Source organism: Corynebacterium propinquum DSM 44285 (assembly GCF_000375525.1).
GTDB classification, from domain to species: Bacteria; Actinomycetota; Actinomycetes; order Mycobacteriales; family Mycobacteriaceae; genus Corynebacterium; species Corynebacterium propinquum.
On record NZ_AQXC01000002.1, the window covers coordinates 42212 to 65960 of the forward strand.

Annotated in this window: 22 protein-coding genes; 7 read left to right on the plus strand and 15 right to left on the minus strand. The window is 55.8% G+C overall.

What is annotated here, in order from left to right; translation table 11 throughout:
- Positions 1–81 precede the first annotated feature (81 nt).
- Together B142_RS0102240 and B142_RS0102245 are read left to right on the plus strand one after the other, a co-directional pair.
- Positions 82–876, plus strand: coding sequence for a type 2 periplasmic-binding domain-containing protein (locus B142_RS0102240; protein ID WP_018119919.1), 795 nt, complete (start codon positions 82–84; stop codon positions 874–876).
- 145 nt (positions 877–1021) lie between these two features.
- Positions 1022–1549, plus strand: a complete 528-nt coding sequence (locus B142_RS0102245; RefSeq protein WP_018119920.1) for a GNAT family N-acetyltransferase — start codon at positions 1022–1024, stop codon at positions 1547–1549.
- Between the two features lie 69 nt (positions 1550–1618).
- On the opposite strand, the gene B142_RS0102250 is transcribed toward B142_RS0102245, so the two are convergent.
- The 4 genes from B142_RS0102250 to B142_RS0102265 all read right to left on the minus strand — a co-directional run bounded on the left by B142_RS0102250 (position 1619) and on the right by B142_RS0102265 (position 5243).
- A complete protein-coding gene (locus tag B142_RS0102250; protein WP_018119921.1) occupies positions 1619–2473 on the minus strand; it encodes a 5-oxoprolinase subunit C family protein in 855 nt (284 codons plus the stop codon).
- Complete coding sequence (locus B142_RS0102255; protein WP_018119922.1) at positions 2467–3093, minus strand: 5-oxoprolinase subunit B family protein; 627 nt, start codon at positions 3091–3093, stop codon at positions 2467–2469. The genes B142_RS0102250 and B142_RS0102255 overlap by 7 nt, the downstream gene beginning before the upstream one ends.
- Positions 3087–3860, minus strand: coding sequence for a 5-oxoprolinase subunit PxpA (locus B142_RS0102260; RefSeq protein WP_018119923.1), 774 nt, complete (start codon positions 3858–3860; stop codon positions 3087–3089). Before B142_RS0102260 ends, B142_RS0102255 begins: the two co-directional genes overlap by 7 nt.
- A 93-nt stretch (positions 3861–3953) precedes the next feature.
- Positions 3954–5243, minus strand: coding sequence for an NRAMP family divalent metal transporter (locus B142_RS0102265; RefSeq protein WP_018119924.1), 1290 nt, complete (start codon positions 5241–5243; stop codon positions 3954–3956).
- 230 nt (positions 5244–5473) lie between these two features.
- On the opposite strand from B142_RS0102265, the gene B142_RS0102270 reads away from it, so the two are divergent.
- The 3 genes from B142_RS0102270 to B142_RS0102280 are packed head-to-tail and all read left to right on the plus strand — an operon-like array spanning position 5474 to position 8230.
- Positions 5474–6094, plus strand: a complete 621-nt coding sequence (locus B142_RS0102270; RefSeq protein ID WP_018119925.1) for a GntR family transcriptional regulator — start codon at positions 5474–5476, stop codon at positions 6092–6094.
- Between the two features lie 19 nt (positions 6095–6113).
- Positions 6114–7268 carry a hypothetical protein gene (locus B142_RS0102275; RefSeq protein ID WP_018119926.1) on the plus strand — a complete coding sequence of 385 codons (1155 nt, stop codon included), beginning with the start codon at positions 6114–6116 and terminating at the stop codon, positions 7266–7268.
- Between the two features lie 38 nt (positions 7269–7306).
- Positions 7307–8230 carry a hypothetical protein gene (locus B142_RS0102280; RefSeq protein ID WP_155860912.1) on the plus strand — a complete coding sequence of 308 codons (924 nt, stop codon included), beginning with the start codon at positions 7307–7309 and terminating at the stop codon, positions 8228–8230.
- Positions 8231–8263: 33 nt separating this feature from the next.
- Here B142_RS0102280 and B142_RS0102285 read toward each other — a convergent pair whose 3' ends face one another.
- The 5 genes from B142_RS0102285 to glpX all read right to left on the minus strand — a co-directional run bounded on the left by B142_RS0102285 (position 8264) and on the right by glpX (position 15307).
- On the minus strand, positions 8264–10210 hold the full coding sequence (locus B142_RS0102285) for a hypothetical protein (protein WP_155860913.1): 1947 nt from the start codon (positions 10208–10210) through the stop codon (positions 8264–8266).
- A gap of 78 nt (positions 10211–10288) precedes the next feature.
- A complete protein-coding gene (locus B142_RS0102290) occupies positions 10289–10948 on the minus strand; it encodes a DUF3558 domain-containing protein (protein ID WP_018119929.1) in 660 nt (219 codons plus the stop codon).
- Positions 10949–12099: 1151 nt separating this feature from the next.
- On the minus strand, positions 12100–12465 hold the full coding sequence (locus B142_RS0102300; protein ID WP_026167764.1) for a zinc ribbon domain-containing protein YjdM: 366 nt from the start codon (positions 12463–12465) through the stop codon (positions 12100–12102).
- Between the two features lie 253 nt (positions 12466–12718).
- Complete coding sequence (locus B142_RS0102305; RefSeq protein WP_018119931.1) at positions 12719–14122, minus strand: class II fumarate hydratase; 1404 nt, start codon at positions 14120–14122, stop codon at positions 12719–12721.
- A 174-nt stretch (positions 14123–14296) separates the two neighbouring features.
- On the minus strand, positions 14297–15307 hold the full coding sequence (glpX, locus tag B142_RS0102310; protein ID WP_018119932.1) for a class II fructose-bisphosphatase: 1011 nt from the start codon (positions 15305–15307) through the stop codon (positions 14297–14299).
- A gap of 192 nt (positions 15308–15499) precedes the next feature.
- On the opposite strand from glpX, the gene B142_RS0102315 reads away from it, so the two are divergent.
- A complete protein-coding gene (locus B142_RS0102315) occupies positions 15500–16075 on the plus strand; it encodes a DUF4245 domain-containing protein (protein WP_026167765.1) in 576 nt (191 codons plus the stop codon).
- A 50-nt stretch (positions 16076–16125) separates the two neighbouring features.
- Here the strand turns inward: B142_RS0102315 and glnA are convergent, their stop codons facing one another.
- The 4 genes from glnA to xseA form a co-directional block, all read right to left on the minus strand.
- A complete protein-coding gene (glnA, locus tag B142_RS0102320; RefSeq protein WP_018119934.1) occupies positions 16126–17562 on the minus strand; it encodes a type I glutamate--ammonia ligase in 1437 nt (478 codons plus the stop codon).
- A gap of 121 nt (positions 17563–17683) precedes the next feature.
- Entirely contained in the window at positions 17684–18829 is a 1146-nt protein-coding gene (locus B142_RS0102325) for an ornithine cyclodeaminase family protein (RefSeq protein ID WP_018119935.1), read from the minus strand.
- Positions 18830–18946: 117 nt separating this feature from the next.
- Positions 18947–19234 (minus strand): exodeoxyribonuclease VII small subunit, encoded by a 288-nt coding sequence (locus B142_RS0102330; RefSeq protein WP_018119936.1) that lies wholly within the window; start codon positions 19232–19234, stop codon positions 18947–18949.
- A gap of 78 nt (positions 19235–19312) precedes the next feature.
- The gene (gene xseA / locus B142_RS0102335; RefSeq protein WP_026167766.1) at positions 19313–20551 is read right to left on the minus strand and encodes an exodeoxyribonuclease VII large subunit; all 1239 of its coding nucleotides are present in this window, start codon (positions 20549–20551) and stop codon (positions 19313–19315) included.
- 107 nt (positions 20552–20658) lie between these two features.
- Here xseA and B142_RS0102340 point away from each other — a divergent pair, with 107 nt between their 5' ends.
- Complete coding sequence (locus B142_RS0102340) at positions 20659–21648, plus strand: 4-hydroxy-3-methylbut-2-enyl diphosphate reductase (RefSeq protein WP_018119938.1); 990 nt, start codon at positions 20659–20661, stop codon at positions 21646–21648.
- 44 nt (positions 21649–21692) lie between these two features.
- On the opposite strand, the gene B142_RS12815 is transcribed toward B142_RS0102340, so the two are convergent.
- Entirely contained in the window at positions 21693–22526 is an 834-nt protein-coding gene (locus B142_RS12815; protein WP_155860914.1) for a DUF6542 domain-containing protein, read from the minus strand.
- An 11-nt stretch (positions 22527–22537) separates the two neighbouring features.
- On the minus strand, positions 22538–23734 hold the full coding sequence (locus tag B142_RS0102350; protein WP_018119940.1) for a DNA recombination protein RmuC: 1197 nt from the start codon (positions 23732–23734) through the stop codon (positions 22538–22540).
- Positions 23735–23749 lie beyond the last annotated feature (15 nt).

Below are 23749 nucleotides of genomic sequence, written 5' to 3' on the forward strand. Positions count from 1 at the left end.
GGCATTGCCAGAGCTGATATTGTCAGCGTCAAGATTGTGTGAGTTCTTTTACTATATGCCAGGCGCGGTAGCATTGCCGTCATGTTGCACCTCGCATTCGCCACCGGCACAGAACCAGGCAAATGGTTCCAGCGATTCCAACGCGATACACCGCACGGCCTCGACGCGGCGGCCGCAGATGATCCTTTCGCAGCGCTTGCCGACGGCGCGGGCGCTGCCGGTGCAGATGATGCCGGTCCTGCCGAGCTGGCGCTGATGCGCCTACCGGATTCGCGTGTCGACGAAGCGGCAATCGGGCACCAGTTGCACGTCGTCAAGCTTTATACCGAACAATGCGGGATCGCGGTGCCGAAAGATAGCGTGTTCGCGGAAGTCGGCGAGGCCGTCGGCCCGGCGGACATCGACGGCGAGATCATTAACTTCGTGGCAGAAAAGCAGGGCCCGATCAACGTCGACAAGCTCCGGGAAGCTCTGCAAGTAGTGGCCGCCAATGTGGGGGTGGCGATTGGGCCGCTGCCGTTGCTGAAGATGCTGTCGAAAAACCAGATCAGCGTGCTGCCGTACCACGGCGAGTATGTACCAGAAGCAGGGGAGCACTCCGGGGAAAAGACTGCCGTGCCGCAGTCCGAGATCGCCTTGGTGTGGAAAGTCTCCGCGGACGGGGATGCGATTCAAGATTTCGTTGGGATCGCGAAAGGGCGCAAATCCGGATCAACGCGGCATCGGGCGGTCAAAGAGACGCGGCACAAAGGCGGGCAGAAAAGCGTCGGCAAGCATAAAAATGCTATGCATAAAGGCAACAAACCGAAGCACGCAGGAAAGGGAGCGCGGCCACGCGGGAACGCGCCGGGAGGGGTGCGCAAAAAGAAACGCTAGTAAAACCGGGTGCATAAAACCGGGTGTAAACTGGGCGGCTGATAAAGGCGAAATGTACTTCACGCATTGCTGCGAGTCGTACCAATCTATTTAGTGAACTCGACTTTTCAGTGAATTCGACACAGCTACGGAAGGACCAACAGCAATGTCCGATGACTTCAACCTGCGCCCCATCCGGCCAGACGATTACCCACAGGTGCGCGAAATCTACGAACTCGGCCTTGAGACCGGCCATGCTACTTACGAGACAGAAGCGCCAACCTGGGAGCAATTCACTCGTTTGAAGGTCATGGAAACCGTCTTCGTGGCCGTGGAAAAAGACAACGATTCCAAAATTTTGGGATGGGTTTCTGGCGCGCCTGCTAGCCACCGTCCGGCGTTCCACGGTGTGTTGGAAGATTCCATCTATCTGCACCCGGATGCGCAGGGGCGCGGTGTGTCCGGAGCGCTGTTAGATAAGCTGATTGAGGTGGCAGAGGACCTGCACAAGTGGGCCATTCACGCGTGGATTTTCCCGGAAAATGAGGGTTCTGCGAAGTTGCATGAATCTCGTGGCTACGAGAAGGTTGGAACGTTTAGTCACATGGCGAAAATGACCTACGGTGAGCGCGCCGGGGAATGGCGCGATACCGATGTTTGGGAAAAGCTGTTAACGAAACCAGACGAGAAATAAGCGTGCTGGCTGGCTGGCGCTAGTGTGTAACCCGCCAGCTGGCGCTAGTGTGTAACCCGCCAGCTGGCGCTACTTTATACCCCGGAACGTCACGATCGTGCCGGGGCTTAATTGTGCCATCTTGTCGACGGACTCGCTGGTCAACACCCCAATGACTGGGTAGCCTCCGGTGATTGGGTGATCAGCACCGAAGGCCACCGGGTGCCCACTGGGTGGAACCTGCAGGGCGCCGCGCAGCGCTCCCTCGGAAGCCAGCTCACCGTCGTGGGCCCGCTGCAGTGGTCGAGTTGCCTCAAGATTCACACCGATCCGGTCGGAGTCAGACGAGACCCGGAAATCCTGGTTAAACAGCTCGGCGGCATCTGCGAACCAATCCTGGCGCGGCCCAAGCACCACCTCGAGGACCTCGCGTGCCTGCGGCACGAACTGAGCGGGTAGGTGCTTGATTTGCGGTAGGGCAGGGGTGACGGTGCTAGTATTCGTCGGCAAGTTTGCGCCAGGTTCGATGGGGGCAGGACCGATGCCAGAAAGCGTATCTGTGGCGACTGAACCCAGCACCGGTTCGACCGCAAAGCCACCGGCGACCGCTAAATAAGCGCGCAGCCCGTTACCGACGTCCAATCGCACGGTCTGGCCTTTTCGAATATCAAGAACCGTGTTGGTACGCATCCGCCGCTTGTCGACGAAGACATCTGCATCTGTGCCAGTAAACACGATGCGTACCGCCTGTTGAGCGGTGACCTGAAAGCCGCCGAACAGGATCTCGACGACGGCAGCGTTGTCATCGTTACCGAGCATGCGGTTGGCACGCCGGGCAGCACCACGGTCAAATGCGCCGGAAGGGCCGACACCCAATCCGGAATATCCACTGCGCCCGAGATCCTGAAAAGTTGCCTGTGGTCCGGTTTCTAGCACCTTTAGCATGTTTTCTCCTGGAATCGCACGGTATCTCCGGGTTGTAGCAGAGCTGGCTGGTCGCGGTCTAAATCCCACATGCGCTCTTCGGTAGAACCGATTAACTGCCAGCCGCCCGGTGAACTTTGTGGGTACACGGCGGAAAAGCCTCCCGCCAGCCCTACAGAGCCGGCCGGAATGGAGGTTCGTGGTTGGCTTCGGCGAGAGATATCGGCAAACACCTGGGCATGTGGGCTTTCTTGGTCTGGGCGCAAGTATAAAAAACCTGGTGCGAACCCGGCGAAGGCGGCTGTCCAGGTGGTTTCTGTGTGCGCTTTGATGAGCTCAGCCGGGGTGAGGCCCAGGTCGTCGGCAAGTTCGTCTAAATCCGCGCCGTCGTAGGTGACCTCGATGGTGTGTGCAGCACCAGTTTCGCTTGTCGACGCCGCGCTATCGAGTTCGGGCAGCGTGATTTCGTTGGGGTTGCGGTCGAATGCGATGAGCAGCGTGTGTGCTGCAGGAATCAGATCAACGACCGCGTCGAGGTTGTCGCGTTCCAGTTGTGCCTGGTAAGCGAGTACCTGGCCGAGAGGATCATCGTGGTCGCTGAAATCGATCAACAAACCGCGGTCGCCATAGGGGATCAGCATATGGTGATTCCCTCCTTTTTCAGCGCTGCGATGATAGCTTCGACGATTTCCAGGGCTTTGGCGTTGTCGCCGTGGACGCAAATAGATTGGCCCGCAACCTGGACTGGGTTGCCGTTGACAGACTGGAAAGGCTGCCCGGTGGCAATGGCAAGGGCTTGGTTGACGACGGTGTCGACGTCGTCATGCACTGCACCTGGTTGTTTTCTGGGAACCAGGCGGCCTTCGTCGGTGTAAGCGCGATCGGCGAAGGTTTCTTCGATGACCTCGAGCCCGGCCGCGCGAGCTTCACCGACGACCGGGGTGCCGGACATGGCCATGAGTTTGAGCTGTGGGTCGACGGCCAGTATTCCGCCGATGACGGCCTCTGCCTGGTAGCTGTCGGTGGCCATGCGGTTATAGAGCGCGCCGTGTGGTTTGACGTAGCTGACTTTCGCGCCGACGACGGCGGCTGCGGCTTTGATAGCGCCGAGTTGGTAGATGGTTTCTGCTAGTAGCTCTTCGGCGTTGTAATCGATGAAGCGGCGGCCGAAGCCGGGGAGATCCCGGTAGCCGATGTGCGCGCCGATGCGGACGTCACGCTCGTGGGCGGCTTTGACGGTATCGAGTAATACCTTGGGGTCACCGGCGTGGAAGCCGCAGGCGATATTGGCGGAGCTGACCAGATCCAGTACGGCATTGTCGTTGCCCATGGTCCAGTTGCCGAAGCTTTCGCCGAGGTCGCTGTTGAGGTCGATGTGCAGTCCGGTGGTGTCGGATGCATGAGCCATCGTTGTCATCTCCTGACAGTGTATTGCTGTGTATTGCTGTTTTTGGGGTGCTGTTGCGGCCGTTACGTACCAGGCGCAGCGATCAGTGAATGTCTAGAACACGAAGTCCCAGACGCCGCCGAATGAGCGAATGGCAAGGAACCAGGCGATAACCACGCCGATCATGCCCAGTCCGATCAGCCAGCGTGGGTAGTTGTATCCGAACAACAGGTCTTTCTGGCGGAACACAGCGACGTAGATGATCATCGTGAAGCCAACCGGAAGCACGAGTCCGTTGAATGCGCCGGCGAATACTAGCAGTGCAGCAGGGGCGGAATCGACGAAAGCGAAGGTGGTAGCTGATGCCACGATGAAGACGATAGTGACAATGTTCTGCGCTTTACGCAGGTGATCTTTCTTCGGGATGATAAACGTCGCCGAGGTATACGACGCGCCGATGACTGAGGACAACGCCGCAGCGAAGAGTACGGCGCCGAATGCGCGCATTCCGAAATCACCCGCGGCGGCCTGGAAGGCCTCTGCTGCTGGGTTGTCGTCGATGTTCAGCGCGATGCCACCTGCGACTACGCCCAGGATGGCCAGGAAAAGCACGAAACGCATGACGCCGGTAAGCACAATGGCGGTCACCGATGCGCGGGTGACAGCCTTGACATTTTCCGGGCCGGTGGTGCCGGAATCAAGCATCCGATGTGCACCGGCGTAGGTGATATAGCCACCGACGGTTCCACCGACCAGGGTGGTGACTACGACCCAGTCGACGGTTTCTGGCCAGACAGTTTGGGTTAGAGCTTCGCCAACTGGTGGTTGGGAGACGAAGGCGACGTAGATGGTCAGCGCAAACATGACGACGCCGAGAACCACCAGGATTTTGTCCAGGGCGGCACCCAGGCGCTGGATAGAGAAAATGATGATGGCCAGGCCTGCGGTGATCAAGCCGCCGATCTTGGCATCAATGCCCAGCAAAGCGTTCAGCCCCAGCCCGCCACCGGCGATATTGCCGATGTTAAACACGAAGCCACCGATGCCGATCAGTGCGGTAAGCAGGTAGCCAAGACCTGGGAATACGACGTTGCCGAGTTCTTGGGCGCGGAGGCCGGAAATGCCGATAACGCGCCAGACGTTCATCTGTACTGCGATGTCAATGATGATCGAGACCAGAATCGCGAACCCAAACGCGGCGGCGAGCTGGTTGGTAAACACGGCTGTTTGGGTCAGAAAACCCGGGCCGATGGCAGAGGTAGCCATCAAGAAAATCGCACCCATCAGGATGCTGCGCGTGGATGCGGTCGCTGCTGCCTGTTTCAGGTTTGGCTGAGGTGCGTTAGCACCCCGCTGCGAGCCGGAACCGGCTGCTGCGGTGCCAGCGTTGCTTGATGGTGACATGTCTGGATCCTTGCTCTTCGGAGGTGGATTTGTGTGGCATAGATCAGCGTTGTTGATGATTGTTGAACAACGATAGCATAACTGTGTGTTAACTCACGAAAGTAGTATATGTGGCGTCGGTGCGTCGGTATGCGATCTTGTTCCGGCCCTCACCGAATGCGGGAATACCAGCACAGTAAGGTGCTAGCACCAGTTTGCTAGCGCCAGTAAAGTCGATAAAATTACTATGCATGATCGCTGATTCTTTGGCGCGCGAGATTACTCAGCGCATCACGCGCGGGGATCTCCGCCCCGGCCAACGTTTGCCCGAAACCCGCCTTGCTCAACAGCTGGATTGTTCCCGGAATTCCTTGCGTGAGGCTTTTCGCTTTCTGGCTAATGACGGGCTTGTCGTACACATTCCCAACCGGGGAGTATTCGTGCGCACCCTGACGGCCGAAGCAATCAGCGAAATATACACCTACCGCCGGATTGTCGAATGCGCCGCGGTCGCAGAATCCGATTTGGATGCCATCGACCTGTCCAGCCTGGACATGATTATTACTGAAGCGCGCCGGGCTGCCGAACATGATGATTGGCATGTTGTCGGCAGCCTTAACGCACAAGTGCATTTGGAATTGGTAGCACTAGCAGGGGTACCCCGGCTAGTGGAAGATATTCGCCCGGTGATTGCCCAAGCACGCATCGCCTTTTTGTCGCTGGCACAGCGCGATATTCACGAACCATTCATTTCCCGAAACGAGGAAATCATCGAATTGCTACGCAAGAAACAGCGTGACGACGCCGTCGTTGCGCTGCGCAACTTGCTGAATACCGCGCAGCAACACGTGCTCGAACGCCTGGAATCCTAGATGCCGTTACACTAGGTACATGATGTTCCGACGCTATCGCCAAAACCGCCTGTTGCGGCAGCCGGACCTGTCGTTTCCTAGCTTGAGCCGGAAAGATGCCGATCAGTTGCGCTCGTCGCTGCGTCGCCAGTTGGCAGCTGAGGGCGCGTCGATTCGCTTCGACGGCATGGCAGCGACCATTGAACACCCGCGACGGGGGCGGATGTCGGTGCGCCTGGATGATTTGGTGCGCCAAGTTGCAAGCTCACAACACCCGAAAGCAATCCCGAATTTGGCGGCATCGTTTATGACTGGATTAGACGACGATACCTACATGGAACAGCTGGATACCGCGTCGTTGTATTCGCGGTTGCGCCTGCGTTTGGTCTCGACGCGGGATTTGAGCGCAGAAGAGCAAAAGGTCATTGACGCGGCCACGCTGTTTGATTTCACCAATGACACTTCCGCAACGATTGCGCTGGATACCGCATCTTCCATTCAGACGATTGCGTTAGAAAAGTTGGCTGAGATCGATGATGTCGATGCATTGGAGCGTGCCGCGCGGACGAACCTGCGTGAGGAATTACGCAATACTGACATTGACGTGCAGTTTCATAACGGCCCCGTGGAATCGCCTGGCGCGTCGGCGTGGACGTTTGAATCGAGTTCGCACTATCTTGGCTCGGCGCCGTTGTTGCTCGAGGAATTTATCGATATGTGGGCCCCAGAGATCGATACTACCAATGGTTTGTTGTTTTCCATGCCTACCCGGCACCTGTTGCTGGTCCGTTCGGTGACCGAGGGCACGGACTTGCTGGAAGGTATTTCCCGTATGGCGCCGGTGGCTGCTCAAATTGCGGATAGTGCAGAATCCACGGTGTCACCATTGGTACACGTTTACGACGACGGGGAGATCACCACGATTTCCAATTGGACTCCCGGCAGCCAACAAATTGAGATCGCGCCTAATACGCACATTATGAACCAACTGATTAAAGGCGGTTTTGACCCACAAGCGGCGATCGAATCAGGTGGTGGCGTATGGGAATCTGGCGAATTGCCACCATTGCCGGATGATTTTGAGCTGCCGGATACCCCGGCCGATATTGATGAAGTCGATGGCGATGACAATGGCGAACCCGGCTTCGGTGACGATCGTGGCTTCGGCAACGATCACCCGCGTCGGGATACTTAATTGCCACCATCAAAAACTGGTAGCACCCGCGAGGACATATGTGGCCGAAAAGGTTAAACCCGAAGCCAAAACTCACCTCTGCCCGCGGTAGAAAGCACTGGGGATTGCCCGCTGGGCAAGCAAAGGACCTGGAAGCAGAGCTGGAGACGACTCTCGGGGTCGCCGGGATAGCGATGCAGACTACTGGGCGTAAGATTCACCTGCGGTGGCGGGAAGGCCATGAAACGAGCAGGGATTTAGCGCCCTTGCTAGAAAAGATATCGGCCGGTGCGCCTGTGCAGGCAACCGTGGATGTTTTTGTGTCGAATATTATTCGCACCGAGACCGATACGGTGGCGCGTGGGCTGAGTCTGTCTGAACTTTATCGTGGGGCGTATCTACACCTGGATGCCAAGCGTGGTGGTGAATGGGGAAGTTTTAGTTTCGACCTGGCGCGGTATCTGGTGGTTGGTAATGCGGGTAGTTACCTGCGGTTGCCAGCACACGTCGTACGTGAGATTGATGATGATATTCCCACGATTTTGGGTATTGCTCGGCGGAATCTTTTCCAGGCTTTAGATAATGCCGAGGTAGACGTACAACGTCGGCGCAGTGGGCCTGGTGGGGAATATGCCTATGTGCTGCGTTGCTCGAGCCCGCACTGGTCGTCTGCTCCGATATTTCTGGATTGGTGTGTGCAGCGTTTTATCCCCGGTGAAGATTTCAGTGCGGGGATTTTATTCGCCGTCCCACAGCCAGATATGGCGTTGTTTCGCCCGGTGACCTATGGCGATGATCTGGCAGAGGGAATGGCCACGATGGCAGGCGCGGCGTTGACACTTTTCGCTTCTGATAAGCGGGGTATTTCACCGCGCCTGCACGTCAGCGTTGAAGAAGAGATTCATACGATTTCTGATGTCACAGATAACAGTTACCTGCTGTACCCAACGGATTACCTAGTTTCCCGAATTAAGGGGACCTAGGTGTGAGTGAACTGGTGTGCACAAGACTGTTGGTTAGTCGCGCACCCAGGCACCAATGACACCGGGTACTACCGGACGACGTTCACCAAGCAATGCTTTTTGGTTGCCTTCGCGCTCGACCGCGGTGGTGACAGCTTTGGCCCGGCCTTGTGTGGAGTTGTTTCCGGAACCGGATTGCGGTTGCCCAGCACCACCCATCATCGGCATCATTCCGCGCCCCATGTGCCCGGAGTTAGAGCGCGAAGAGTGCCCTGACTGGGAACTACCATTGCCGGAAGCAGAATTTCCGTGTGGATTATGCCCGCTGTGGTTGCCAGATCCGTTGCCGGAGCTGCCGTGGTTTCCAGCCCCATTATTGGATCCATGAGAACCGCTGTTTGCGCCTAGGCCACCATGCGCGTTGTGACCATTGTGTGCTCCTGGCGTGCCGGATGCTCCGGGATGTCCGGCTCCACCGGATCCTCCAGCACCGCCAGCATAAGGAACAGTGCCGCCCGAACCAATAGGGCGGGCACTGAAAGAGTCACCGTGGTTAGTTCCGATAGCACCGGTTTGAGGTAGTCCTGGTGCGTTTATACCGCGTGAACCGGCACCTAGTGGCGTACCAGAATGACCGCCTCCACGACTTACACCGTTGCCGGTGGCGCCGTTTCCAATACCCTGTATCCCTTGTCCGCCGAGGTTTGTGTTTGCCGCACCCACACCACCGACAGCGGATGGGTTGTGTCCGGCAGCTCCCGTAGTAGTTGGGGCAGAAGTGTTTCCGGCACCTAAAACACGAGATGCACCAGCATTCGGGGAATTGTTTGCTGGCATTGTGCTTGGTGCGCCGTCAAAACGATTGAGTCCTGGTGAAGCCGTGGGGCCGTGTCCAGGAGAAGGCGCTCCTGCGTGCTGGGCATTTACTGGATTCGTGGCTGCTGTGTGGGAACCAGCACCGGTTGCAGGTCCATTGGTAACCGCGGGATTGGCGGTGGCAGCAGCATTGGTGTGGGCATTGGATTCGCCAACGTTGGAAAGCTGAGCTGCACCGTCATCTGCTGCGGCAAATGTTGCCTGGTTTGGTCCGTAATCCGCCACAACTTGCTGGACTTCACTGGGAAGTTGTACTGCATTGCGCGCTTGTTCTGCAGTAGAACCTGCAACTTCTGGTGCGATCGCTTCGTTTTCGCCGCCGCTTGCTTCGAGATGTGGAATGCTCAGACCAAGCAAACGGGGGACGGCTGGTTGTAGCGCGGCACTGAATTGGGCAGGGAATAGGTTTAAGTACGCTTCTTCGATCGCTTTACCATCTGCCGATGCTTGTTTCAGATTCACCGTGGTTTGCACAATTGTAGTGGTTTTTCGCGTGGTCTCAATGGCATTGGCCAGGTTGTCGATGGTTCCCTTCATGATGTGGGAGTTGGCGTTGAGGATGCGACCAGTTTCTGCGAAGCCGCGGAGTTTTTCTGCTCCGGCAGAAATGGATTCTCCATAGTTGTTGGCCTCGAGCTCTGTAGCTACCTCTTCTAACCCATCAGAAATCTCGGAAGCCGTATCGCCAAGTTTTTGCCAGAGGTCGGCGTCATGATGCGCAGCAGAATCAACTGTAGATGAGAAATAGCTGGCCAGGAGATTGATATCTGGTACGCGGCCGATGGCTGGACTATTGATTCCCACCGGGGCTGATTTGGCGGATGGCTCAGCTGCAGTGAAGAAGTTGATATGTCCGCCGGGCCGGCCGGAGTACATGTGGGTTAAGCTGCTTGAAAGAAATTCGTCTTGCTCATAGACAGCATCTGCCAAATTGTGCAGATTGTTAGCGGCCCAAGCAATTTTTTGCTCTAGCGCGTTGAATTCGTCTACCGCAGAACCTGGATTGCCTGCAAGCGTCCTTCCGTGTTCTGCGGCGAGGAAACCGAGGCCAGGGATCTGTGAAAAGGCTGTCGATAGTTGTGAACGCCCAGAATCTTGACTTGCGTAGAATGCCAACTTAGACAAGTTCTTTAACTTTTCCTGACTAGTCGACAGCGAATCGATTGAAATATTGAGTCCCATAGTGCATCCCCCAGTTCAAGTTTATTTAAGGACGATTTTTTCTAAGTAATTTAGGGCAAGTGCGCAGCTTTCTTGCATCGATAATCCTCGGAATTTGCCGTGATCACCGATGTCAATTCGGCCCTCAACTGTTTCGATGCCAGCGGTGCACTCATTACTATGAATTAATTCTCGGAAATGAACATCAGGTAGTACCGATTCCAATGGCATATCGATGAGTTCACCTCTTTCTCCGATATCTGTCTTCGAATGGTTATCGACCGTGATAGTTATACTCCCTGCTTCACCCCTATGGTGTGATTCGTTTTTGTCTGCCGATCGTCCAAGCGAGCAGACGTTAAATGATCCATACTCACGCGTCTCTGAATGGTCCGGGTGAAAATGCAGCCCGGCTTTCTCCCACACCTCATCGGGTGCTTCGTCGCAGAGGTTGAATAATTCGAAGCCTGGGGCAAGCCGGTCGGTGGGACCGCGCTCTGGTACCCAGTCAGCGAACTCCACGTTCTGTTCTGAAGAGTTCTGAGCTGAATCCTCTCGTGCCGCAGACCCGGTGTCTGCAGTCTTATCTGAATCATGGCTTAATTCATCTTGTGCGTCAGTGGAAGCACCATTTGGGCTGCACCCGGCAACCAGGACGCCGGTTAGCACCGTCGTCGCCAAGCCTATTCGGTTCCAGCTCATCGAATTCCCCTTTTCTTTCACAACCGCGTGGCCTTGGTCATTAGCGGAGTAGTGGTCTCACAATGTGGTTAGACTTTGTGGTTTGGTTCAGGGTTCCCAAGAAAAGAAAATATTTCAGTTCCTGCGGAACCCCGGGTATACGCGAAAGCGCCCCAGACCAACACCGTGGTGAGATCTGGGGCGCTCTCGCGAACCAAACGCTATGGAATTTTCTAAATCAGCCGGATTCCGGCCCGAGCAATCGATGCGGTGCATTGATTGCTTTAAACCCCCTGTGGGCCGGAATCCTGTCGCCTTCTGGAAAGCGCCCCCGAAAGCGCTTTCCGAGAGCACGCTGGCGATACACGAAATAGCCCCCAACGTGTATCCGCTGAATAGGCGGTCCCGGCCGCAACCACTTCTCGGGCCTCCTTGGTCTTCGCAGGCTGTGCCCGAGCAATTGATGCAGTCCTTGACCCCGAGACGTGCCAATCAGCGAATAAGCCTTGGCCACCGCGGTTAGCAGCGTTCCCCCAATACACGCTAGCCACGCCAAAGCTTAACGCTGAATCGGTCGCCTGCATGAGGCCGTTCCGGAGTAACTGCATCAATGATCCCCCGCTTATTGCCGGTGATTACAAACGTGCTCTCAGCGAATGATCAAGCGATTGTGATCCGTTCGCCAGGATTTATTGTGCATGAAACCCCGTGATTTGTCCCACCAGGGGCAGTGCTGTGAGATTATGTGATTAATCAACAAAGTTCGATAAGTATCAAATATAAATATTGGTTCGGGGATGTGTTCGAAGGCAATTTTAAATGTGAAATTTTTGTTAAAAAACAACTGGTTGCGGTGGGTTTTGCTATGTACATCCATTCGAATGTTTAGTATTTTCCAAGGGCAGTGTCATTAAAACGGACAATCTACAGTTTTCCTATGGTTTGAGCCCAGGGCGGTTCACGGTGGAGCTGGAGGAGTAGCGTGCCCCGTGAATGATTTTCGAGGGGCGGGAGCCTGTTCGAACCAAGGGGTGACCATCACTGTCAGAAGTGCCGCTGATGGGGAGATGTAACGGCTCCCGGTTTTACCCTAATTTGGGGGTCCGAGCGCTGCAGTGGATCTTATCCAAATTGGAATAAAACGCTTCTCAAGCGGCACCGAATCTGAGATTTTAAGACTTCTTTACGACAGCTGGCTTCAACGTCATCGCGCCGAAACCATCGATCTTGCAATCGATGTTGTGGTCTTCAAGGCCCGTCCCAGCATCGAAATTGAGCCGGATATTACGCACTTTTGTGCCAGACTTCAGCGCCTGCTGAGCGCCTTTGACCTTCACAGTTTGGGTAATCGTAATGGAGTCACCGTCGGCAAGCTCATTGCCCACGCTGTCCTTAATAACTGAGTTGGAAGGCGTCGTGGCCTCGTCATGTGAATCAGTGCTTGGGTTCCACTCGTGTGCACACTCGGGGCAGACGATCATGGGTGGGAGTTCGTAGGTGAACTCGCTGGTGCATTTGGGGCAAGCTGGCAAAGTCATTGGCTAATAATAACTGGCAGATCCCCGAACACAGGAATTAATAGCGACCAAAATTAGCGGCCATGCACCGAATGAGCTGTCGCTGTTGCAACGGCCCTCTGAACTCAAGAGACACTAGCGGACGCAAAACGCCCCGGGCAGTAAGCCCGGGGCGCGACATCGATGCAACGCTGCGAACATAGCGGCGCTACGTAGGTGGTGCTGCGTTCACAGCTACCTACATTAAGAGCTGGAGTTGGGAGCCAGCGGTGCGCTAGAAGCGATCGCGGTCCGTGTTCGCCATGGCCAGAACGTCGAGACGCTTGTCCAGCTCTTCTTCAGACAAGTCGTCGCCAACGAAGCCCAGGTCAATGACGGCCTCACGGATGGTGATTTCCTTGGCGAGTGCGTGCTTAGCCACCTTTGCGGCGTTCTCGTAACCGATCGCCGAGTTCAGCGGGGTCACAATCGATGGGGAAGACTGCGCGGAAGTCTTCATTATCTCGCGGTTTGGCTCAATGTCATCAATCAGGCGCTCAGCACATACGCGGGAAGTATTTGCCAGCAGGCGAGCTGATTCCAGAACATTGCGGGCCATCATCGGGATAAAGACGTTCAACTCAAACTGACCCTGGGTACCACCGAAGGCAACAGCGGCATCGTTACCAATGACCTGGGCGGAAACCTGGGTAGCGGTCTCACACAGAACCGGGTTGACCTTACCCGGCATGATGGAAGAACCAGGCTGCAGATCAGCCAGACGAATCTCGCCCAGGCCAGTCAGTGGACCAGAACCCATCAAGCGGATGTCGTTGGTGATCTTGTACAACGAGCCAGCGACGACCTTCATAGCACCAGAAAATTCCACCAGTGCGTCGCGGTTGGCCTGTGCCTCGAAGTGATCGACGGCCTCGCGCAGTTCGTCGAGATCTGTCAGCTTATTGAGCTCCTCGGTAACCTGTGCACCGAAGTCAGCGGACGTGTTCAGGCCGGTTCCGGTAGCAGTACCGCCGATAGGCAGTTCACCCAGGCGTGGCAGGGTGGCCTTGATGCGCTCGATGCCCAACTCGATCTGGCGAGCATAACCGCCGAATTCCTGTCCCAAGGTGACAGGCACGGCGTCCATCAAGTGGGTGCGGCCGGACTTCACGACGTCCTTCCATTCCTTGGCCTTATTCAACAGCGAATCGTGCAGCTGTTGGAGACCAGGGATCAGATCTTTCACGGCAGCTTCGGTTGCTGCGACGTGGGTAGCCGTCGGGAAGGTGTCGTTCGAGGACTGGCCCATGTTGACGTCATCGTTTGGGTGGACCTCGGTGCCAGCCTGCTTTGCCAAGGAGGCGATGACCTCGTTGGTGTTCATGTTCGACGAAGTGCCGGAACCAGTCTGGAAAACGTCGATTGGGAATTCGTCGTCGTACTTGCCGGACGCAATATCCTTAGCAGCGGCAATGATGGCATCGGCCTTGTCGGCATCCAGCGAGCCGTTGTTCTTATTAACCTGCGCACAGGCAGCCTTGAGAAGCCCCATCGCGCGGATCTGTGCAGACTCTAGCCCACGACCAGAAATAGGGAAGTTCTGCACCGCACGCTGGGTTTGTGCACGCCACAAAGCGTTTTTCGGAACCTTAACTTCGCCCATCGTGTCGTGTTCGATGCGGTATTCTTGCTCGGTCATTTTCTCACCTTCAACTCAATACGTAAGTGCGTAATACGTGCAAATGTGCATCTGTGTAGTCATGCACCGGGCCAAGCTGTGAACGTCAAGCCGTGAACTTGAGGCATAAGCTTAAGCCCGTGCTTCCTACCAGTATTCCAGCGTTTGGGAATTATTTCCCGTAGAAGTTACTGATTATTTGCCGCTGTAATCGACCACGGAGTATTCCTGCAGCTTAGCCAGTTGGTGAATTGATTCGACATAACGGGTGGTGCCGGATTTCGAACGCATGACCAAGCTGCGGGTCACTGCACCGGCAGGTCGGTAGGACACCCCGCGGACCATGTCGCCGTCGGTGACACCAGTGGCAGCGAAGTAGCAGTTGTCGGAGGACACCAAGTCATCGGTGGTCAGCACCTTGTCCAGGTCGTGTCCAGCAGCGCGTGCCTTTTCGGCCTCTTCCTCACTCTGCGGCCAGAGTTTGCCCTGAATTTCGCCACCCATGCACTTCATGGCACAAGCTGTGATGATACCTTCCGGGGTACCGCCAATACCCATCATCATGTCCACGGTGTTTGAATCATGCGATTGTGCCGCTGCAATAGCGCCTGCGACGTCACCGTCCATGATCAAGCGCACTTTGGCACCTGCCTCACGGATTTCTTTGATCAGCCTCTCGTGGCGTGGACGGTCCAGCACGACGACGTTCATCTCTGCGATCTTGATGCCCTTGGCCTTGGCGACGGCGGCGATGTTGTCTGCCACGGATGCGTTGATGTCGATCGCACCACGTGCTTCTGGGCCAACTGCGATCTTGTTCATATAAAAGACCGCGGATGGATCAAACATGGTGCCGCGTTCTGCAGCGGCAATCACGGAAATAGCATTTGGGCGGCCTTCCGCCATCAACCGGGTGCCGTCCACCGGGTCGACGGCGATGTCAACCTGCGGACCTTCACCCGTGCCGACGTTTTCGCCGTTGTAGAGCATCGGAGCTTCGTCTTTTTCGCCCTCGCCAATCACGACAACGCCGTCCATGTGCACCGAATTAATCAGGCTGCGCATGGCATCTACTGCGGCACCGTCGCCCTCATTTTTCTGGCCACGACCTACCCAGCGGCCCGAGGCCAAAGCAGCAGCTTCGGTGACGCGGACCAGCTCCATGGCAAGGTTGCGGTCAGGAATATACGAGGTGGGAGCGGACATGAATCCTCCTGTGTCATGAGCCTTAGCTCTAGTACGGTTCAAGTGTTTTTCGTGTGTGCGCGTTCTAGGCAGCTAGCACGAGCACAAACATTATTTCCATTGTTCCACTAAATTGGTCAACTGTTGTGGGGCGCACCCTATAGAGGGCTAATAAAGGCGACAAAATGCGGTAGTCATGCCATACTGTTGAACGTGGCTGGCGAATCTAAAAAACCCGCAATTTTTCAAGGTGGCCGAGACATGGTGATCTCTGTCGCCGTCATTGTTATTGCCATGATCGTGGTGGTCGCACCGACCGGCCTCTGGTCATATAGCCCCGGTGAACCGGAGTTTGAGCCTGTTCATGAGGTCGACCCGCAGGCTTTTATCGACAATGAAGCTCGCGCCGCCGACTATGACATCTTTTTTCCAGACACGCCAGATAATTGGGTGCCGAATTCCGCACGACGGAAGCTGATCGATGGTGAATCGTCGACCGTCGTTGGCTGGGTTACTGCAGAACGCGGCTTCATCCAAATTGCGCAGACTGGTGTTCCCCTCGACCAGGCACTACAAGCCTTTGATAGTAAGTACCGGCCGCATGAGGAAACCCGGCAGGTCTCTGGCCGCGAGGTCACGCTGAAATTCGCCGATGATGATTCGGTGAGCAGGTTGTGGGGCGTAGAAAAAGACGGCACGACGGTGCTTTTCGACGGAGTGGCATCGGATGACGAATTCGCCACGATCATCGAGGCAACCCTGCAGGCTGAGGCTTATCAGCCTGCTTAATCGGCTCGCTGAGCGCTAGCCAAGGAAAGCCTAGGAAAGCCTAGGAACCATTACACGTTGTAATACAGCTCGAATTCCTTCGGTGTTGGGCCTTTACGCAGCGGCATGATCTCTTTGTCGTATTTCAACTGGATGTGTGCGTCGATCAGAGAATCACTAAACACCCCGGTTCGGGTGAGGAACTCGCGGTCGCTATCCAATGCTTCCAAGGAACGCTCTAGGGAATACGGCACGCGCTTGACGTTCTGGGCCTGGTCGCTGTCGGCAGCAGATAAATCGAAATCTGCTGGTGGTCCTGGATCAATCTGGTTCTGAATCCCGTCCAGCCCAGCTAACAACTGCGCGGCAAAACCCAGATAGGGGTTACCCGAAGGGTCTGGAGCACGGAATTCTAAGCGCTTGGCTGCCGGGCTGTTACCGGCTGCTGGAATTCGAATCGCTGCCGATCGGTTTGATTCCGAATACGCCAAGTTAACCGGAGCTTCAAAACCGGAATACAAACGTCGGTAGGAGTTCGCTGTCGGATTGGTAAAAGCCAACACTGCACCTGCGTGTTTGAGCAACCCACCGATATACCAGCGCCCCAGATCCGAGAGTCCGGCATAGCCGTCGCCATAGAACAGCGGTTCGCCGTTTTTCCACAGCGACTGGTGCGCGTGCATGCCGCAACCGCCGTCGTTTTCCAATGGCTTGGGCATGAACGTCGCGGTTTGTCCCATCGCTTCGGCGGTATTTTTCACGATGTATTTGAACGTTTGCAGATCATCGCCGGCTGCTAGCAAGGTGTTGAACTTGTAGTTGACTTCTTGCACGCCGCCAGTGGCAATTTCGTGGTGAAATCGCTCAACCTCAAAACCACAGGTGGTGAGGTGGTGTGCGATCTCATCGCGCACCGCGATGGTTTTGTCGTACGGGGCGACGGGGAAATAGCCATCATTGATTTGGATTTGGTTTCCCCGGTTTGGTTCGCCATTAACCATGGTCTTTTCCCCGGAACGCCACCAGCCCTCGTCGGAATCAACGTGGTGGAATGCAGAGTTGACCGCGGTGGAATAGCGTACGGAATCGAAGACGAAAAATTCCGCCTCGCAGCCGATATAGCAGGTATCAGCGATGCCAGTTTCTTTCAGATACTCCTCAGCATGCCGTGCAATACTGCGCGGGTCTCGGGAATATGCTGCACCATCGGAATCCGGTTTGTGCACGAAAAACTTCATATTGACGGTCTTGCGTGCCCGGAAAGGATCGATATAAGCGGTCGAAATATCCGGGTGCAGCATCATGTCGGATTCATCGACTGTTGCGAAGCCGTCGATAGAAGAACCGTCAAAGGCAAATCCTTCATTCGCCGCCTCTTCGGTAAATGCGCTAGCGGGAATAGTCAGTGCGTGTTCTATGCCTCGCAAATCAGTAAAGCGCATGTCCAAATATTCGACGGAATGGGCTTCAAAATAGTCCAATAACTCGGTCACAGTAGTGACTGCCATGGCTGCTCCTCGCAGAATTATCGATGTTCAGCAGAAGTAGAAGTATCAATAGTAAGAGGGTTGGTAACAAAAATTGGTAGCAGACGCGTTGCTTGGAAGGCGTCTGCGCAAGCGCGGAGTGCTACTTCAGCGCCGGGACATCCCACAAGTTAAGTGAGGTGCCAATGCCTTTGTCCACCGCATTGTGGTACACATCCGTTGCCCAAGCGACGTCTTCGACCGGCATACCGCCCACCGAATAACAAATAATCTGCTCATCGTTTTCCCGGCCAACAGCCTTGCCCGAGGCAATATCACCCATATTGGTGATCTGTTGTGGATCCAACCGCGACTCTTTGATCATGTCATACCAGTGGCTGCCAATGATGCCGAGTGATTTATACGTCTGGCCTGGACCGTTTTCCCGATACCACTCGTCATACAGGCCTTCATAGTCCCAGACCAGGGTGCACTCGTCAGACGTTAGGAAATCTTCATCCATACGCGCTGCTGCAGGGCAGAGCAACAAGGCACCTGGTTTGATCCATTCTTTTTTGAAATACGGATAAGCTTCCGGGCCATCTGCTGATGTCGTCGTTGCGGAAATGCAGATATCTGAACCTTCAATGGCCGCTTGCTCGGAATCAACGACAGTGACCTTGACGTCGTAATTGTCACGGATCCAGTCCGCAGCCTTCTCTGTAGAGCCAGCGCTGCGGCCTTTCAACTTCACATGTTTAATGGATGGCCGCTGCGAAATAGCAGAACCGAGGATGGTCCGGGCCATCACACCAGGACCAATGATGCCCACGGTTTCTGCATTCTCCACCGCTAAGTGCTTGACACCAACGCCTGGGACAGCTCCGGTGCGATAGGCCGAAAGCAGGTTCGCCGACATAATCGACAATGGAGCACCGGTATCGGCGTCGTTAAGAACAAAGACGTGAATGGAACGGGGCAGATCTTTCTTCCGGTTTTCTGCATTTGAGCCGTACCATTTCACGCCAGTATTACGGAAACGGCCCCCGAGATATGCCGGCATGGCCATGAAGCGGCGATCCGGACCGTCGGCAGGCATGGACTTGTGTTCAGGATTAGTCGGAAAACTAATCTGCGCGCCGTGCGAATTCGCAGTAGCCCCAGCCATGCGGTAATCGCCTTCAGCGAGCAAAATAAGAGTTTCTTCCATCGCCTCGACGCACTGAGCAGAGTCAGTAACCCCGGCGTCGATCATGTCCTGCTCAGACAAATAGAGAAAATCAATTCGAGTATCGTTTTCCGTGCTCAATGGTATTCCTTTCCAGAAAATCGCCCTGCTACCGGTACTGGCCACAGTGGCGTCATCCACGCTACACAGAAATGATATGCCGCGTTCGAGGCGAGAGCTTCTGGACGGCAACCAGGCTTAAGAATCGCCGTTCACATCAGTGTCAGTATCAGCATCGTGGTGATCCCGACCGCCCCGGGCATTCATCGCCTCGTCGACGCGTTTACTGGCGCGGTCTAAATGCTCTTCACAACGCTTAGCCAACGCCTCGCCGCGTTCCCAATACTTCAGTGATTCATCCAGACCCATCTGTCCCAGCTCCAGGATTTTCACCGTTTCGATGAGTTCGTCGCGGGCTTGTTCATAGCTGAGGTTGTCGACAGGGGTTTGCTCGCTCGGGTTTCCGGTGCCAAAAGAATCGTTCATGGTGCAACCTTTCTTGAAAATAATTTGCTCACTGGCTAACTCGCTCAATGGCTAACAGCGATCACGCTTGTCAACGGACTAATCCGCGCGTTGGGTTCCCATGCCCGCCGCGGTGATCGAGCCATCAGAGACACGAATGCGTAGCTGGGAACCAGGAGGCGACTGGTCGATGGTGGTCACCACTTCCGCATCACCGTCACGCGGAAGCACCTGCACGATGGAATAACCACGTTCCAAGGTCGATGCCGGACCCAACGCCGAAACCTGTCCGCGTAATGCAGCCACCCGAGAAGTCTCTTGACCGAGCACATGCCGCATCTCGCGCCGAATTGAACTCAGTGCAGTGTCGAGCTCATCGCGCCGGGCATTAATGGGCGTGCGTGGGTCTGCCAGGACAGGACGAGAACGCAACGAATCCAGATTGTTCCGTTCCCGGGCCACCCACTGACCGACGGCTTGTGCCATGCGGGCGCGTGCTTCGTCGAGAAGCGCGTGCTCCTCGGCAACATCCGGGACCACCCGTTTGGCCGCATCTGTTGGGGTTGCTGCGCGCAGATCAGCTACATTGTCTAATACCGGGGAATCAGGTTCGTGCCCAATCGCCGAAACCACCGGGGTGCGTGCGGCAGACACAGCACGCTGCAGCGCTTCTTCCGAAAACGGCAAAAGATCCTCGACACTGCCACCACCGCGCGCGATGATGATGACATCCACCTCATCATCGGCATCCAATTTCTCTAGCGCTTCTATCACCTGGCTGACGGCTTGGGCACCCTGCATGGCGGTGTTGAGAACCCGGAAATTAACCTGTGGCCACCGGTCGCGGGCGACAGACAACACGTCGCGCTCTGCCGCCGAACCGCGGCCAGTGATCAAACCGATGGTGCGCGGAAGATAGGGAAGTGGCAGCTTCCGCGAGGCGTCGAAAAGCCCCTCCGCAGCCAATGCCCGCCGCAGGTTTTCGATACGGGCCAGCAATTCGCCGACCCCGACATGCCGGATTTCGGTGACCCACAGCGAAAATGAACCCCGGCCGGCATAAAACGCGGGCTTGCCATAAACCACGATGCGGTCGCCGTCTTTGATCGGGGTCGGTAAGTTTTGCAACAACGCCGTCGAAGCCGTCAATGAGACCGACATTTCTTGGTTCACATCGCGCAGGGTGAGGTAGGACAGCTTCCACGAAGGCTTCATATTGATTTGGGTGAGCTGACCTTCCACCCACAAATAGCCAAGCCGCTCAATCCAGCCTTTGACCTCGGTATTAACAGTGCTGACTGACCATGGATTCTCGAATGTTGCGGGTGGTCTACTCAACAATGATCCCTTCGCTTCACGACGAGTGTGTGCTGGCCGACCTGAAGAAGCCGTCCTAATGCTCGCCCATTGTACTGGGTGTTGACGTATTGGATACCCTGGAAGGCATGACTGAACAGGCTGTGCAAGAACCCAATGTTCTCCTCGCGGCACCCCGCGGATATTGCGCCGGAGTGGACCGTGCCGTTGAGACGGTGGAAAAGGCCTTAGAAAAATATGGCGCGCCCATCTACGTGCGCAAAGAAATTGTGCACAACAAATACGTGGTGCAATCTTTTGAAAAGAAAGGCGTTATTTTCGTCAATGAAGCCGAAGAAGCGCCTGAAGGTGCGCACTTGGTGTTTTCTGCGCACGGAATTTCACCGGCTGTGCGCGCCGAAGCCTCGGAGCGTAAGCAGCTCACGCTGGATGCAACCTGCCCGCTGGTGACCAAGGTACATCGCGAGGCGGAACGCTTTGCCCGGGATGGTTACCATATTTTGCTTGTTGGTCACGAAGGCCACGAGGAGGTCGAAGGTACCGCTGGGCACGCGCCAGAAGTAACGTATCTTGTCGACGGCGTCGAGGGCGTGGATCAGCTTCCGGAATCACTGGTGGATGAAAAAATTGTGTGGCTTTCACAAACCACGCTGTCGGTCACTGAAACCATGGATATCGTGAACAAGTTGCGCGAGCGTTTCCCACACCTGGAAAACCCACCGAGCGACGATATCTGCTATGCGACGCAAAACCGCCAGGAATCGGTACGCGCGATTGCTCCGCATTGCGAATTGATGATCGTGGTGGGCTCCACCAACTCATCGAATTCCAAGCGTTTGGTTGAAGTCGCGCTTGATGCCGGTTCCACAGCGTCGTATTTGGTGGACTTTGCCGACGAGATCAAAGAAGAATGGCTGGATGGCGTGAAAACAGTCGGCGTAACCTGCGGTGCTTCGGTGCCGGAATTATTGGTGCGTGACGTCGTCGAATGGTTGGATCAGCGCGGTTATTCTCGTGTCAAAGAAGTGACGACGACTACCGAAACCATCCAATTTTCACTGCCCCGCGATCTGCGTCCAGCGCGGAATCGTAATCGGAAAAAACCGGCCCACAATTAAGCTACTAAGCCCCATTTAATCGGCCGCGTTATTCACTAACTGTGTTAATAACGCGGCTGATTTGTTCTACGTTGCCGCGTTGTGCTGCTGGAATTATTATCTTGTGCGTCAGTCGCAGACTGCCGGTAAGTAGACCGCCGGTTAACCGTACGCCGTGGTTCTGCCGGCCGGATATATTCTGTCTGTCCGTTTTCGGTCTCCGCATTTCGACGCTGTTGTTGTGGTTGTCGTTGCGGCTCTGGTTGTGGGCGCAGCCGATTTCCGGTTTGCGATTGTGGCAAACGCGAGGATCGAATAGGCGAGCGCGTAGCGTTATCAGCGCGATTGCGGGCCATGAGCTCTTCCACCGTTACCCGGTTGGTGCGCTCGCGGGCCCGGGATGCTGAGCGGATATTACGGCGGTCAGATTCCCGCTGGCTGGAGCGTCGCTGACGATGTGAGCGGTCATGAATCTTGGCCTGCCCGCGCAACAGCATGAGACGTACAACAGCGATGGCTATCGTGAGCACCGTGATCAGTGCGAGTGCTGGGAAGTATTCGACCACCGCATAAATTGATGTCCACACCATCGTCCGAGAAGCCCAATTGGCCCCGTCTGGCGCTGCAGCTGCGTTGCTGGCCCACGAAGTGAAAAACGCGAAAATACCAAAAAATAAGGGCAGTGGTGCCACGGTAAGAAACAGCGATTCTGGCTCCACAAACAGTGTGACAAATGCTGCAGCGACTAAAAAGCACAACAAAAACGGCCAGCCGAGGCCATTAGCCAAAATACTCAGCAATAATCCTGTCACGCTGGCGGCCAGCACTAGTACGAGTGCAAGCGGCAACGACAGGCCGGTGAAACCTGGCGCGGGGGACCTTCGAGACTGGGTAGACACAATCGATTATCTTAGCCCAAGTTAGGGCCGCGATAGTCTGCGACATCTGGGTTTAGCGGGGTGGAGCTTACCCCCAGTTCTCCGTCATCAGTGTACGGATTTGCGACGCTGTGCCGAGCTCGCTGTGCAGCGTGGTACGGCTTGGTTGCCTCTCGTGAGCTCACGCCCATCCCGGCGAGTCGCCGTGCCGTGACCATCACTCGGGAATCCAGCGAGGAAAGCGTTGAATTATACGCTTCTACTGCTTTGTCGAGGCTTCGGCCCACGCGATTATAGTGCTCTCCGACGGTATTCAGCCGAGAATACAATTGTCTGCCCAGCTCGTGAATTTCTTTTGCTTTATCGGAAAAATCTTCTTGGCGCCACCCCAACGCCACCGTGCGCAGCAACCCGAAGAGACTGGTCGGCGTTGCGATCACGATATTGCGCTCGAAAGCGTATTCCAGCAAGTCTGGGTCGGTATTCAAGGCAGAATCCAGAAATGGATCTGCGGGCACGAACATGACGACGAACTCCGGGCTCGGCTGGAAAGCATCGAGATAAGGCTTGGCGGAAAGATTCGCCACGTGTGTGCGTAATAAGTGCGCGTGCCGACGCAAATAGCCGGCGTGTTCTTCTGGATCATTAGTATCCAGCGCATCCAGATACGAAGAAAACGGTACTTTGGCATCAACGATGATCTGCCTACCACCTGCCAAATGGATGATCATGTCGGGGCGCACGATTTTCTCACCCAGCCGCGCAGTTGCTTGCGCACTGAAATCGCAATGCTCAACCATGCCACCCAGCTCGACGACGCGCTTGAGCTGCATCTCACCCCAGCGCCCGCGTACGTTTGGGCTGCGTAACGCATTGACCAGCTGATCAGTCCGTTCGTTCAAGTGGGTGGAGGTACGAGATAGCGCTTGCATTTGACTGCTCAGCGAAGCCGCGGTGTGGCTGCGCTCTGTCTCCATAGCGCGCAACTGCCCGTCGATATTTGCAAGTGAGCGTTCGACGACCGCCAGTGACTCCAGGGCAGGCGTTAGTGCGGCCGGTTCCGGGCCTGCCGGAACTGAGCCGTCTGGGGCTGCTGCTGTATCAGAGGCGCCGACAAGCAGCCGCTGTGTGTTGTGCGGTTGCCGGCTGCCATGGGCAAACCACCCGAGCGCGATGCCCAAAAGAAGCGCGATGATCATGCCAACGACGGAGGCGGCGGAGATAGTCATGAGATTACTCGTAGA